Source organism: Streptomyces sp. B21-105, assembly GCF_036898465.1.
Lineage (GTDB): Bacteria > Actinomycetota > Actinomycetes > Streptomycetales > Streptomycetaceae > Streptomyces.
This window is the reverse complement of record NZ_JARUMJ010000001.1, coordinates 2091470-2103587: the sequence shown is the minus strand read 5'-3', so window position 1 is coordinate 2103587 and position 12118 is coordinate 2091470. Positions and strand designations below refer to the sequence as shown.

Annotated in this window: 17 protein-coding genes; 14 read left to right on the top strand and 3 right to left on the bottom strand. The window is 71.0% G+C overall.

The features are described 5' to 3' along the window. Positions 1 to 3 precede the first annotated feature (3 nt). Positions 4 to 975 carry an RluA family pseudouridine synthase gene (locus tag QA802_RS09470; RefSeq protein WP_334519947.1) on the bottom strand — a complete coding sequence of 324 codons (972 nt, stop codon included), beginning with the start codon at positions 973 to 975 and terminating at the stop codon, positions 4 to 6. A gap of 114 nt (positions 976 to 1089) precedes the next feature. Between QA802_RS09470 and QA802_RS09465 the strand changes: the two genes are divergently transcribed. Continuing rightward, positions 1090 to 1671 (top strand): GNAT family N-acetyltransferase, encoded by a 582-nt coding sequence (locus tag QA802_RS09465; protein ID WP_334519944.1) that lies wholly within the window; start codon positions 1090 to 1092, stop codon positions 1669 to 1671. Between the two features lie 316 nt (positions 1672 to 1987). Here QA802_RS09465 and QA802_RS09460 read toward each other — a convergent pair whose 3' ends face one another. Beyond that, positions 1988 to 2725, bottom strand: a complete 738-nt coding sequence (locus tag QA802_RS09460; RefSeq protein WP_334519942.1) for a GntR family transcriptional regulator — start codon at positions 2723 to 2725, stop codon at positions 1988 to 1990. A gap of 189 nt (positions 2726 to 2914) precedes the next feature. Between QA802_RS09460 and QA802_RS09455 the strand changes: the two genes are divergently transcribed. The 9 genes from QA802_RS09455 (at position 2915) to QA802_RS09415 (ending at position 8208) form a co-directional block, all read left to right on the top strand. After that, complete coding sequence (locus QA802_RS09455; RefSeq protein ID WP_334519939.1) at positions 2915 to 3160, top strand: helix-turn-helix domain-containing protein; 246 nt, start codon at positions 2915 to 2917, stop codon at positions 3158 to 3160. Then, positions 3157 to 3669 (top strand): DUF6907 domain-containing protein, encoded by a 513-nt coding sequence (locus tag QA802_RS09450; RefSeq protein ID WP_334519936.1) that lies wholly within the window; start codon positions 3157 to 3159, stop codon positions 3667 to 3669. The genes QA802_RS09455 and QA802_RS09450 overlap by 4 nt, the downstream gene beginning before the upstream one ends. Positions 3670 to 3784: 115 nt before the next feature. After that, positions 3785 to 4222 (top strand): DUF6907 domain-containing protein, encoded by a 438-nt coding sequence (locus QA802_RS09445; protein ID WP_334519933.1) that lies wholly within the window; start codon positions 3785 to 3787, stop codon positions 4220 to 4222. After that, positions 4219 to 4431, top strand: coding sequence for a hypothetical protein (locus QA802_RS09440; protein WP_334519931.1), 213 nt, complete (start codon positions 4219 to 4221; stop codon positions 4429 to 4431). The genes QA802_RS09445 and QA802_RS09440 overlap by 4 nt, the downstream gene beginning before the upstream one ends. Next, a complete protein-coding gene (locus tag QA802_RS09435) occupies positions 4428 to 4625 on the top strand; it encodes a hypothetical protein (RefSeq protein ID WP_334519928.1) in 198 nt (65 codons plus the stop codon). The genes QA802_RS09440 and QA802_RS09435 overlap by 4 nt, the downstream gene beginning before the upstream one ends. Next, a complete protein-coding gene (locus QA802_RS09430) occupies positions 4622 to 5431 on the top strand; it encodes a DUF2637 domain-containing protein (protein ID WP_334519925.1) in 810 nt (269 codons plus the stop codon). Before QA802_RS09435 ends, QA802_RS09430 begins: the two co-directional genes overlap by 4 nt. Continuing rightward, entirely contained in the window at positions 5428 to 5742 is a 315-nt protein-coding gene (locus tag QA802_RS09425) for a hypothetical protein (protein WP_334519923.1), read from the top strand. The genes QA802_RS09430 and QA802_RS09425 overlap by 4 nt, the downstream gene beginning before the upstream one ends. A 2-nt stretch (positions 5743 to 5744) precedes the next feature. Next, a complete protein-coding gene (locus QA802_RS09420) occupies positions 5745 to 5918 on the top strand; it encodes a DUF6257 family protein (RefSeq protein WP_334519920.1) in 174 nt (57 codons plus the stop codon). Between the two features lie 94 nt (positions 5919 to 6012). Further along, entirely contained in the window at positions 6013 to 8208 is a 2196-nt protein-coding gene (locus tag QA802_RS09415) for an FtsK/SpoIIIE domain-containing protein (RefSeq protein WP_334519917.1), read from the top strand. 115 nt (positions 8209 to 8323) lie between these two features. Here the strand turns inward: QA802_RS09415 and QA802_RS09410 are convergent, their stop codons facing one another. Beyond that, positions 8324 to 8818: a helix-turn-helix domain-containing protein gene (locus tag QA802_RS09410; protein ID WP_334519914.1), complete on the bottom strand. Its 495-nt coding sequence runs from the start codon at positions 8816 to 8818 to the stop codon at positions 8324 to 8326. A gap of 63 nt (positions 8819 to 8881) precedes the next feature. Between QA802_RS09410 and QA802_RS09405 the strand changes: the two genes are divergently transcribed. From QA802_RS09405 to QA802_RS09390, 4 genes are read left to right on the top strand one after another with little or no spacing between them, the layout of a single operon-like run. After that, positions 8882 to 9073: a helix-turn-helix domain-containing protein gene (locus tag QA802_RS09405; RefSeq protein ID WP_184895025.1), complete on the top strand. Its 192-nt coding sequence runs from the start codon at positions 8882 to 8884 to the stop codon at positions 9071 to 9073. Continuing rightward, positions 9070 to 9372: a hypothetical protein gene (locus QA802_RS09400; protein ID WP_334519906.1), complete on the top strand. Its 303-nt coding sequence runs from the start codon at positions 9070 to 9072 to the stop codon at positions 9370 to 9372. Before QA802_RS09405 ends, QA802_RS09400 begins: the two co-directional genes overlap by 4 nt. Beyond that, on the top strand, positions 9369 to 10259 hold the full coding sequence (locus QA802_RS09395) for a bifunctional DNA primase/polymerase (RefSeq protein WP_334519903.1): 891 nt from the start codon (positions 9369 to 9371) through the stop codon (positions 10257 to 10259). Before QA802_RS09400 ends, QA802_RS09395 begins: the two co-directional genes overlap by 4 nt. Continuing rightward, positions 10256 to 12103, top strand: coding sequence for an AICE element replication initiation protein (locus QA802_RS09390; RefSeq protein ID WP_334519900.1), 1848 nt, complete (start codon positions 10256 to 10258; stop codon positions 12101 to 12103). Before QA802_RS09395 ends, QA802_RS09390 begins: the two co-directional genes overlap by 4 nt. Positions 12104 to 12118: the final 15 nt, after the last annotated feature.

The window sequence follows — 12118 nt, the reverse complement described above, 5'->3', positions numbered from 1 at the left end:
CGCTTACCGAGCGGTTTCCGGCTGTGCGGCGGCCCAGCGGTCGTACGACGCCCAGGCCTGCAGCGCGCGTCCGCTGCGCAGCCGGTGCTCCGTCCCCGTCACCGGGTCGGTGAACTCCAGTTCCCGCGCGAGCAGTTGCAGCGGGCGCCGGAAGTCGCCGGCCGGCACGGGGGCGGCCACCTCGGGGTAGAGCGGATCCCCGAGGATCGGCACGCCGAGGGAGTTCAGATGGACGCGCAGCTGGTGCGTCTGCCCTGTCGCGGGCAGCAGCCGGTAGCGGCCGAGCCCCCGCGCCGCGCTGTGCTCGAGCAGTTCCACGCGGCTCACCGCGTTCGGCTCGCCCGCCACCTCGTAGGCGGCCAGGACCCCGCGCTCCTTGACGATCCGGCTGCGCACCGTCCGGGGCAGGGCGAGCGCGGGGTCGTACGGCGCGACGGCCTCGTACACCTTGCGCACTCTGCGCTCACGGAACAGCCCCTGGTAGGCGCCGCGTTCCTCCGGCCGCACCGTGAACAGCACCAGCCCGGCCGTGAGCCGGTCCAGGCGGTGCGCGGCGCCCAGCGCCGGAAGCCCCAGCTCCCGCCGCAGCCGGGCCAGCGCCGTTTCCGTGACATGGCTGCCGCGCGGGGTGGTGGCCAGGAAGTGCGGCTTGTCGACGACGACGATGTGCTCGTCGCGGTACACGATCTCGAGCGGGAACGGCACGGGCGTCTCGGCCGGCAGCTCGCGGTGGAACCACACGAACATGCCCGGCACGTACGGCGCGTCGGGCCGGACCGGCGTCCCGTCGGCGCCGACGACCAGGCCCGCCGCGAGCATCCCGTCCACGATCGGGGCGCGCGCCTCGCCGAGCCGCTCCACCAGGTGCTCCCGGACGGTGGCCCAGTCGCCCTCGCCGGGCAGCCGCACCCGCACCGGGTCGATGCCGTCGCGCTGCGGCAGCGGGGAGGGCGGGGGAGGGGTGCGGCGTCTCATCGGGGTCCAGCGTACGGCGAGGGGTGCCGGGCGGGGACCCGGCGAGAGCCCGAGCCCGTGCGGCGACGCGGAAATCCGGTTGACGGCCCGCGGCTCCTTGGAAGGATGCGGGTCATGCCCTACACCGCCGACCCCGTTCTGCCCGCCGGTACCCTCTCGGGCGCCCCACAGCCCGTGCTCCGCACCGGCGACGGCCTGCTGCTGCGCCCGTGGCGGGCCACCGACGCGCCGGCCGTCCACGCCGCCTTCCAGGACCCGGCGATGCACCAGTGGCATATCCGGGCCGCCGACTCCGAGGAGGAGGTGGCGGGCTGGATCGAGGAGTGGCGGACGTGCTGGCAGGAGGAGCGCAGCGCCCAGTGGGCCGTCGTCGACGCGCACACCGACGGTCTGCTGGGCCGGGTGGCGCTGCGCGGCGTTCAGTTGGACGAGGGCGTGGCCGAGGTCGCGTACTGGACGACCGCGGTGGCCCGCGGCCGGGGGGTCGCGCCGCGCGCCACGACCGCCCTGACCCGCTGGGCCTTCGACGAAGTCGGCTTTCACCGCCTGGAGCTGATGCACGCCACCGCCAACGAGGCCTCCTGCCGGGTCGCCGGCAAGGCGGGCTTCGCCCTGGAGGGCACCAAGCGCAGTGCGGCGCTCCACCAGGACGGCTGGCACGACATGCACCTGCACGCGCGCGTACAGGGCGACTGACCGCTCGGCCGCACCCCGCACGCACGCGTCGCCCTAGACGGACTCCGTACCCGCGAGGGCGGCTGCTCGAGCGGCGGTGCGCCCGCGGTACGCGCGGAAGGCGACGCCCGCCGCGACCGTCGCGGTCAGGAACAGCACGGTGAACCACTGGAAGTACCAGTGGGGCCATGGTCATCCCGACCTGCGGTATTGCCCAGAAGTGCTCTCTGACCAGCCAAAATAGCGTTAGCCGGCGTTGGCACGCGTTGAGTGGGTTAGACAGTGTTGTGCCCCCGTTGTGCCCTGCGGCACTGCGGGGGCACAGTCACGCTGGGTGTCAGTCAAGGTCGTATTCCGACGACAGTTCGCGGCTGGCGCCGAGGTAGTCGACTGCGTACTCGGTCGGCTCGCCGTTCTGGTCCCAGTAATGATTGATCACGGCGAGAGTCATCGTTCCTGCCTCTGCCTCGAGATATCCGGCGACGTCCTCGGGGACTGGGCGGACCGCCACAGTGTCCCGGCGCCGGGCGACTCGCCGGCCGGTCCGCTCCTCGATGAGCCCGAACGTCATGAGCGGCAGAGGCTCAGCGGATAGCAGTTCCGGAGCTGCGTCCTTGAGTGCGCCCGAGATCCAGGTGGAGGACACCGTGACTACGCCCGCGCTGTCGAGGTACCGACGGCGGCGCCGGATCACCTCGGCGCCGACATCCAGGCCGAGGGCGTCGGCTACGTCTTGGGTGGCTGGCTCGATCCCGGCGTCGAGGATTTCCACACGTTCGTTATCGCCGAGGGTTGGCCCGCCAGCCTGCAACTTGGCGAGGCGGTCTGCACCCGCAGTCAGCTTCTTCGGCGCGCTGACGATTGTCCCCACGCCCGGAGTGGCGGTGGCGTAGCCCTCTGCTCGGAGGACGCCGGGGACTCGTGCGGCCGTGGCCCGGCTGACTCCCTCGGTCTCCATGATTTGGGCCACCGACGGGACGTGGTCGCCGGGCTGGAGTTCGCCGCTCTCGATGCGGGCGATGATCTGCGCCGCAATGCGCTGGTAGGGGGGCAGGGCCGAGAGATCACGAGCCATGAAATCTCCTAACTTCTAGAATGTTCTGGAAGGCTTGTTGACTCTGTAGGTGTTCTAGAACATCCTAGTCGTGCGCCCGGTCGGTACGACAGATCGGGCCAAGCCAGACATGACAAGGCCCTGACGGGTGATCTCGGTGTTCCCGCACCGGGCCCGCCAGGGCGTCGCATCCAAGAGTTGAGGTCTCAGATGCACGCTGAGCTTATCTCGCCTGCCCAGACGCAGGCGTCTGCTGCGGCACCCCTCCGAGTCAAGGACATTGCCGCCGCGCTGCGCGTCGAGCCGAGCACGGTCTACGCCGAGACCAAGTCGGGCCGGCTGCCGTCTTACCGGGTCGGCCAGGGCCGCGGCACCATCCGCATCTCCCGCGCCGCCTTCCTGCAGTACTGCACCGACCGCGGCATCCCGGCCAGCGAACTGGCGGTGGCGCTGTGAAGACGAACACGAGGACCAGCCTCCCCGCCATCCCGCAGCAGCCGACGGCCCCCGGGAACCGCTTCGGCCTGCTGGCCACGCAGGTGCCCTCGCCCCTGCCGGGCTCCCGCTTCGTGCCGGCCGCGCTGGGCAAGCCGGCCGACGGTCAGGTCATCGTCTACGTCGAGTGCCCGCTGTGGTGCACGCAGGACCACGTCAAGGACTGGTCGCAGCACGCCGAGGACATCGACCACTGGGGGTCCGAGGACGCCAACTGGGACACCGACTGCATCACCCGGCCCGGCGACCGCATGCTCGCCCTGGACGCCCGCCTGCACTCGGACCCGGTGGCCGCCGACCCGCGGCTGCGGGCCGCGCACGTCCTGATGGACGACGAGAGCACGCAGGTGTTCCTCACCCCGGAGATGGCCGACAAGACGGCCGACGACCTCATCGCGATGGCCGCGCAGCTGCGGCACCTCGCCCAGCGTGCCCGTCAGGCCAACGCGTCGACGGGTGGTGGCGTCTGATGCCGCGCCGTAACAGCAACGTCGACCGCAGCCGCCAGGCCCTCATCGAGCCCGGGACGCTGTCGAAGCGGGACGCCCGCCGTCTGGCCGCCAAGTCCCGCCGCGGGCGGTCCGCATGAGCAACGAGGATGAGCGCGCCCGCCAGTTCGTCGACCGTCACTTCCCGGCGGTGGCCCGGTTCCTCGCCGAGCCGCGCACGATCGCCCTGGACACGGTCGACCACGGCCGCGTCGAACTCGACGAGCCGGCCTGGTGCGTCGGTCACGGCCTGGAGATGGGCCGCCCTGTCTACCGCCACGACCTCACCCACAACAGCGTGCGGGTGAAGGCCGGCGCGGTGACGGAGGCGCACGGCTGGGTGCCGATGCTGAACGCCCGCATCTCGTGGGCGCCGTTCCTCGAGCTGGTGCCCGTCGTGACGCTGGAGCTGTCCGTGCAGCACGACTTCCCCGCCGAGGACGTGGCGCACGTCGTGCAGGGCCTGGCCGACTGCATCAAACGGCTGGAGCAGGTCGCCGCCGAGGCCATCCGCCTGCGGGGTGAAGTGCTGTGAACTCCTACCGCCCGCTGCACGACCCGGCCGGCGTCGACCCGACGCCGGCGTCCCTCGCCATCGAGCTGCGGCTGGCCCGCGAGTACGTCGAGCAGGTCGCCGCCGCCGACATCCACGACCACAACGACATGGTGAAGGCCGCCTCCGGGCTCGACTACCGGCTGCGCGCCCTGCTCGCCGCCGTGGACGCCGAGCGGGGCAACCAGTGACCGCCCGCTGGCCTGTGCGCCGTCCGACCGAGTCCGCCGCCATCCGTGCGGCGGGCCGGTCGGCCCGGCCCCTCCCGTCCGTTCCTGCCCTGATGGCCGCCCTGGTCGACGCTGTCGACCGCAGCGACCGAGAGGGCATCTGCCTCGCCGCGCACCGTGTGGTGCGCGCCGCCGCCCCGGAGGTGGGCGAATGAACCTGAACCCGACTCGCGCCCTGGCCATTGCAGCCGGGCTGGTCATCATCGCGCTGACGGCCGCCGCGTTCTGGCTGTCCTACGCGCACCTCGCCGAGGTGGCCCTGGCCCACGGCATGGGCGGCAAGGAAGTCCGTGCCTGGGCGTGGCCGGCGACCCTCGATCTGTTCATCGTGGCGGGGGAGCTGCTGATGCTGCGGGCCGCGCTCGCGGGCACCGTCGACCCGTGGGCGATCGGCCTGACGGTCGTCGGCTCCGGCTCGTCGATCGCCCTGAACGTGGCCGGCGTCGGCACGTCCGCCGGGACGCTCGACTATGTGGTGGCCGCGGTGCCGCCCACTGCCGCGCTGCTGGCGTTCGGCGCGCTGATGCGGCAGGTCCACCAGGCGCTCACGGGCCGGGCCGAGGGTCTCCACACTGTGGACGCCCTTACCGCCGGGGTGACCACCGAGGAGCCGATCAAAGCGGATGTTATCCGTTCTGAAACGGTCGCCCCGGAGCCGCTCGAGGTGGTCATCCCGTCGGTGCCCATGCTGGAGTCGGGGACGTTCTGGAGTGACACCAAGGCGTCCGATCTGTCCTGCAAGGTGACCAGCGCGGTACCCGCCAGGACCGACCGCCAGGTGGTCACGGAGGTCGTCACGCTCACGCCGTCTGAGCTGCGTAGGAAGGCGCGCAGCCTGCACCGGCAGGCGGTCACCTCGACGAACCGGCCGGTGACCATCAAGGCGCTTCAGGACGAACTCGGGCTGTCGCGCCGTGAGGCGACCGACCTGCGCCGCGAAGTGGTGGAGGTCCGGTCATGAGCGACGCCATCGAGAAGGCCGCCCGCGAGGCGGTCGAGGCCGCCGACAACGCGGAGTTGACCCGGCAGATCGTCGCCATCCTCGCCGCGCAGCAGCTGCTCAACGCCCAGCAGCAGCCGGCCGCAACCGTGGGGCAGCAGCCCACGGCTCAGTTCAACGCCACCAAGTGGCTGGTCGTCGGTGGGGTGGTGGTGTCGGTCGGCCTGGTCGCCTCGCTGTTCGCGGTGGCCATCGCCATCGGCGCCGTGTGCGCGACCGCCTGCCTGCTCATCCTGCGCGGCCTGTGGGCCGACATCCAGAGGGGGAAGTGACCATGGCCGACGACATCGAGTTCTCCGACTTCACCGCCGGCGAGAAGGTGCGCATCGTCGCCCTGACCGCCCGCATGGCGAAGCGCGGTGCGGCCGGCCCCAACGTCGACCTCGCCGACCTCAAGCGCCGTATCGAGCGCATCGAGCGCGACGCCCTGCGCCGCAAGCAGAAGTAGCCACGCCCCGGGGCGGCCGTCCTTCCGCCAAGTCGTCCGGCCGCCCCGGGCCCGGTCCCGAAACGCAATCCGTAACGAAAACCAGGAGCCCAGCATGACGGACACCCTGCCGCGGCCCGTAATCAACGGGCACGCCAAGCCGCAGATCTCCCTGATCAAGTTCGAGCCGGAGCCGCCGGCCGTCATCGAGGACGACGTCGTCGAGGCGGTCGACCGGGCGGACAATCCGCTCGCCGACTGGCTGACCGTGCCGGACGCGCCGATCCTTCCCCCGTGGGCCCGCTCCGCAGCCTCCCTCAAGGCCAACACCGGGGCGTTCTGCCGGCTGTCCTGGTGGCACAGCCGCTACCACCTGCTGCGCGTCCCCAAGTACGCGTTCCGCCTCGCCTACCTGGCCACCAAGGGGGCGTGGCGCGGTGTGCGCGGCCTGTGGCCGACCCTGACCGCGCACGACCAGTCCGCCGTCGTGAAGGCCCTGCGTGCCCTGGTGCAGGCCAAGCCCGAGGACGTTGAGGCAGCCTCCCGGTACGCGCTGGTGCACCGTCAGCGGACCGTCAGCCGCCGCTGGCGGTTCGGTTCGGCGGCCGTCGCCGTCGTCTCCACGGCGGTCGGCTTCCACCTGGCCGGCCCGCTTCTGCAGACCGGCATGGCCACCGCCATAGCGCTGCCCCTCGCCCACCTCGGCCGCGGCGAGGGCGGGCAGCTGCTCGACAACCCGACGCCGCCCCTGCGCGTCGACATGTCCGCGCAGCAGCTCAACGACGCCCTCCGTGCTGCCGGGCTGCTCAAGGCCGGCAAGGGCGACGACGACGGCCCCAAGGTGACGTGCGTGATGGGCCCGGTCCGGGACGGCCGCGGCTGGGCCGTCATCTTCGACCTGCCCAAGGGTGGCGGGAAGACGGCCGCCGACGTCCTCGCCAAACGGACCGCCATCGCCGCGGAACTCGGGGTGGACGAGATCCAGGTCATCGCCTCCCGCGTCCGCGCGGCGGCCGGCGGCAACGCGGGACGGGTGTCGATGTGGGTGGCCGACGATGACCCCTACCTCGGGGAGCCGAACCCGTCGCCGCTGGCGAAGCTGGAGACGTTCTCCGTGTGGGACCCGATCCCGTTCGGGCAGGACGCTCGCGGCAACCGGATCACCGTCCCGATCATGTGGCAGTCGCTGTTCTTCGGCGGCCTTCCCAGGCGGGGCAAGACGTTCACGCAGCGCCTCATGACCGCGGCCGGGCTGCTGGACGCCTACGTGCGGCACTACGTCGCCGACGGCAAGGGCGGCGCCGACTGGATGCCGATGAAGACCGTGGCTCACCGGCTCGTCATGGGCGCCGAGGACGACGCCGTCGAGGCGCTGAAGGCCATGCTGAAGGAGCTGCTGGCGGAGATGGAGCGCCGGTTCGTGCTGCTGCGCGGCCTGCCCGTCTCGGTGTGCCCGGAGGGCAAGCTGACCCCGGCGATCGTCGAGCGCTACAACCTGCCCGTCATCTTCGTGACCATCGACGAACTGCAGGAGTACTTCACCGCGATGGAGAAGGACGACCGCGACCAGGTCATCAACGACCTGTGCCGCATCGCCCGCCGCGGCCCGGCCGCCGGGTTCATCTCCAACTTCGCCTCCCAGCGCCCCGACGCCGAGTCGGTGCCCACCAAGCTCCGCGAGATCATCACCCTGCGGTACAGCACGCAGGTCGTAGACCAGACGTCCTCGGACATGATCCTGGGCAAGGGCAAGGCCGCCCAGGGCGCCGACGCCTCCGTCCTGTCCGAGGACCACAAGGGCACGGGCGTCCTGGTCACCGGCCCGGCGTCGTTCGTGACCGTGCGGGCCGACTTCCTCGACGGCCCCGGGTTCGCCGCCCTGTGCCAGCGCGGCCGGGCCCTGCGGCAGAAGGCCGGCCAGCTCACCGGGGACGCCGTCGGCGACGTCACCGCGGCAGCCGACCAGGCCGGCGTCACCATCGCCCCCGTCCTGTCCGACTGCCTCGACGTGATGCGGCACACCGACCGCATGCACACCGTCGACCTCCTCGACCGGCTCGTCAACGTCGACGAGGACCGCTACGGCGACTTCGACGGCGACCGCCTGGCCGCCGAGCTGGACGCCGCGGGCGTCGACCGCACCACCAAGCAGGTCAAGGTCAACGGCAAGAACCTCGCCGGCTACCGGCGGGCCGACCTCGAGGCCGCAGTGCCTGCGGAACTGCTCCTCGCCGCGCGCAGGGTAGAGGCCGCCCCCTCTACGACCCCCGCTACGGACACCCCTTCCGGCGACATCGCCGAGGGCGCCTGATGTAGAGGGGGCCCGCTACCCCGGTAGTGACCTTGGTAGAGGGCCCCCACCTGCAAAGTAGTGCCCGTAGAGGGGCTACGGGCGCCGTCTCACGAAGGTGCCCATAGCCCCCTCATCACCCCTCCGGAAGTTCCGCAATCTCAGCCGAATCGAGGCGCCGCATGATCTCGTCAGTCTCTTCGCCGACCGTCCGAAACAAGGAAGCGCGGACCGTCTCCCGCGTGTGCGGATGGCTGGCGAGGAATCCGGCGAGATCAGCAAGGGCACGCCGGGCGGCAGCCTCCCGCATCGCCCACCGGGTCACGGCGCGGTCCGCCTCGATGTGGTCCGTGTCAACCTTCACGCCTTCGAGGAGCTGGCCTGGCGTCGTCTTGAACACAGAGGCGAGCGCCACCAGTTCCACGATGGAGACGGGTCGTTTCCCGCCCTCAATCCGCGTGACGACCAGGGCATTCACTTCCTTGCCCAAGGCGTGCCCGAGCTGCTTCGCAAGCTCGGCCTGAGACCACTGCAGAGACTCCCGCGCTTGCTTCACCTGGGCGCCGAACGTCGCCCCAATCTCATCAGTCTTCACCTGGCGAAGCATATGAAGCTTCACGAACAGCGTCAACGCTGCTACCGTCGAGCCATCGCCAGGTGAAGCGGCCAACGCTTCTCGTAATGAAGGTGAGCTATGTCCACTCGCTACCTGACCACCAAGGAAGTCGCAGAGCGGTACCGCACGGTGCCCAGCACCGTCCGCTACTGGAAGCACATCGGCTACATCCCCGGCGCCATGAAGCGCGGCAGGCAGACGCTCTACCCGGTCGATGTGCTCGATCGGTGGGACGCCGAGCAGCTGGAAGCCGGAGGCAACGCGGCATGACCCAGAACGCAGAGAACCGCCCGTGGCTGGCGGGCGGTTCTCAGGAAGACCTCGCTGCGGGCGGTGGGTCTGCTGCCACCGTAGCGCAGACGCCGCCGCAGAGCGACGGCCTGTTCCCCATCGACCCCGCCCCTCTGTCGGCCCGCCCCCTGGTGCTCATCACCCGCGGACGCGTCGAGTACCTGGCGCACTGCCCCAAGTGCAGCGACTGGCATCGTCACGTCCACCTCGGCACCGTCACCGGGCCGTGCGGCACCGAGTACGAGCTGCAGACCCGACGAGCGAAGGGGGCAGCGTGAGCGACTGGCGGAACGCCCTCGACAACGCGCTACAGGCCGCAGACCAGCACGAGTTCAGGGTCATCCCCCTGTCTTTGACCAAGCTGCCCGCCCTCAAGTCGCCCCACGACAAGGGGCACGGCTGCAAGGGCGAGTGCGGGCAGATGGGACACGGCATCCATGACGCGTCCAGCAACCCGGACCGCATCCGCATGATGTTCGAGGCGGCGCGCCACGCGACCGGCTACGGCATCGCCTGCGGCCGACCGCCGCACTTCCTGATCGGTCTCGACCTCGACCGCGACGCCGAGAAGGACGTCGACGGCGTGTGGGAGCTGCGCAGGCTGTGCGCCCGCAAGGGCATCGCCGTACCGCGCACGGTCATCATCCGCACCCCGCGCGGCGGCTACCACGCCTGGTGGACGGGACCGGCCGACGTCAAGGTGCCCAACCGGGCCGGACAGCTCGCCCCCGGTATCGACGTCCGCGGCGCCGGTGGATACCTCGTTGGCCCCGGAAGCCGAGGCGCCCGCGGCCTGTACACCCTCGCTTCCGACCCGGACGACGTCACCGTGCACCCCATCCCCGAACAGCTGCTGCACCTCATGACGGCCAGCAAGGAACAGCCGAAGCCCAGCCGCTACCGGCAGCCCGCCGCCTCGGCCAGCGGCGGGGGCGCCCTTGTCGGCCTGGTGCGCCTGGTCCTCGACGCCCCGCAGGGGCAGCGCAACAGCCGTCTCTACTGGGCGTCCTGCAAGGCGTTCGAGCACGCGGCGGCCGGCCGCCTCGACGGCGGCGCCGCAGAGCGCGCCCTCATCCGCGCCGCAGTCGAGGCAGGACTGCCCGAACCCGAAGCCCACCGCACCGTCGCGTCCGCACGCGGCACGACTGTCGGAGCCGCCCCGTGACCGACGAGAAGACCAGCAAGGACCGCGCCCGCGAGATCGTCGAGGACGAGGGCGTCGAGGTGGAGAAGGGCCGCGGGCCCTCGCAGGCCGCGCAGCTCGTCGCCATCGCCCGCAAGCGCTACGACTTGTTCATGTCCGAGGACGGTCGCCCCTACGGCGTGAAGACAGACGGGGCAAACATCGCCCTCCCCCTGCGCGGCAAGGCCGGCCTGCGCTCCCAGCTGTCCCGTATCTACAACGACGAGCACAACGGGCAAGTTGCCTCTCAGTCCGCTCTCGCGGACGCCATGACCGTTCTCGAAGGCGTTGCCGCAGCTGCCGAACCGCGCGTGCCGCACATGCGGGTCGCCCGGCACGACGTCGGGGTCGTCGTCGACCTCGGCGACGCCGACGGCCGCTGCGTCGTCATCACCCCGAACGGCTGGGAGCGTGCAGCCCGCTCACCCGTCCTGTTCCGCAGGTCCGGCGCGATGAAGCCGCTACCGCCTCCGGTACGCGACGGTGACGGCCTGGCCCGACTGCAGGACCTGCTCAACACCGACGAGGAAGGATTCCGGCTGCTCGTCGCCTGGCTCGTTTCGACGTTCATCCCAGACCTGCCGCACCCCATCCTCACCTTCCGAGGGGAACAAGGCACCGGCAAGTCGTACTCAGCAAAGATGGTCATTGGCATCATTGACCCGTCCGGCGCCCCGAAGCGCACGGCTCCGCGGGACATCAAGTCATGGGCCACGCAGGCGTTCAACTCGTGGGCGCTGTGCCTCGACAACGTGTCGATCATTCCCGACTGGCTGTCCGACGCACTGTGCCGGGCGGTCACCGGGGACGGCATCGTCGACCGGGCCCTGTACACCGACGACGACGTCGTCGTCCTGGAGTTCCGGCGCGTGCTGGCCATGACCACCATTGACGCCGGAGCGCTCGCCGGGGACCTGGCCGAGCGGCTCATGACCATTGAGCTGCACACCATCCCCGACCACAAGCGGCGCGAAGAGAACGAGATGGATGCGGCCTACGCCGAGGCGCACCCCTCCATCCTGGCCTCCCTGTTCGACCTGCTCGCCGAGGTGCTGCGGGTCCTGCCCGAAGTGCAGCTGACCGAACGCCCGCGCATGGCCGACTTCGCCCGCATCCTGGCGGCCGTCGACAAGGTGCAGGGCTGGACCACCATGGACAGCTACCGCACCAGCGCCCGCGACGCCGTGGCCGACGTCCTCGACGGCGAGCCGTTCGCGCAGGCCGTCTGTCAGCTCGTCGACCAGTCCGGACCCGACGGGGTCACCCTGACGGCCTCCGAGTTGCTCGACCGGGTGCCCACCCCCGACAAGCTGCCGAAGAAGTGGCCCAAGGACGCAACCCGCGCCGGCGGGCAGCTCAAGCGCCTCGCCCCCGCCCTGCGGACCATCGGCCTCGAGGTGGACGACAGCAAGCGCGGGCCGAAGCCGAAGAAGCAGCGGCTGTACACCCTGACGGCAACAGCAGAGAGAAGGTACGAAACAGCGTCCCCAGCGTCCCCCGACGTCACTAATCCTGCCCTGACCAGCGAAAACAGGGGGGACGCTGAAGGGGGGACGCTAGCGTCCCCCCACCCTGCCGGGGGGACGCTGGGGACCGCTGAGGGGGACGCTGCCCTGTTCCTAGCGTCCCCCCACCCCACCGGCTCTGACCTGCACGGATACCGGCAGGGGGACGCTGGGGACGCTGGGGACGCTGAAATGCAGCCTCTCTCTACCCCCGTTCCCATCGGCCGGAACGTCGGTCCCTGTATCCAGTGCCGTAAGCCGACCATCCGCTACGGCGCGCAGGGGAACCCGCGCTGCCCCGACTGCAGGACCGCAGCATGAAGGGACGCCCCATGG

Bases quoted from the DNA above. Each gene is read 5' to 3' on its own strand.
- QA802_RS09470 (WP_334519947.1), bottom strand. From the start codon at position 975: ATGAGACGCCGCACCCCTCCCCCGCCCTCCCCGCTGCCGCAGCGCGAC.
- QA802_RS09465 (WP_334519944.1), top strand. From the start codon at position 1,090: ATGCCCTACACCGCCGACCCCGTTCTGCCCGCCGGTACCCTCTCGGGC.
- QA802_RS09460 (WP_334519942.1), bottom strand. From the start codon at position 2,725: ATGGCTCGTGATCTCTCGGCCCTGCCCCCCTACCAGCGCATTGCGGCG.
- QA802_RS09455 (WP_334519939.1), top strand. From the start codon at position 2,915: ATGCACGCTGAGCTTATCTCGCCTGCCCAGACGCAGGCGTCTGCTGCG.
- QA802_RS09445 (WP_334519933.1), top strand. From the start codon at position 3,785: ATGAGCAACGAGGATGAGCGCGCCCGCCAGTTCGTCGACCGTCACTTC.
- QA802_RS09430 (WP_334519925.1), top strand. From the start codon at position 4,622: ATGAACCTGAACCCGACTCGCGCCCTGGCCATTGCAGCCGGGCTGGTC.
- QA802_RS09425 (WP_334519923.1), top strand. From the start codon at position 5,428: ATGAGCGACGCCATCGAGAAGGCCGCCCGCGAGGCGGTCGAGGCCGCC.
- QA802_RS09420 (WP_334519920.1), top strand. From the start codon at position 5,745: ATGGCCGACGACATCGAGTTCTCCGACTTCACCGCCGGCGAGAAGGTG.
- QA802_RS09415 (WP_334519917.1), top strand. From the start codon at position 6,013: ATGACGGACACCCTGCCGCGGCCCGTAATCAACGGGCACGCCAAGCCG.
- QA802_RS09405 (WP_184895025.1), top strand. From the start codon at position 8,882: ATGTCCACTCGCTACCTGACCACCAAGGAAGTCGCAGAGCGGTACCGC.
- QA802_RS09400 (WP_334519906.1), top strand. From the start codon at position 9,070: ATGACCCAGAACGCAGAGAACCGCCCGTGGCTGGCGGGCGGTTCTCAG.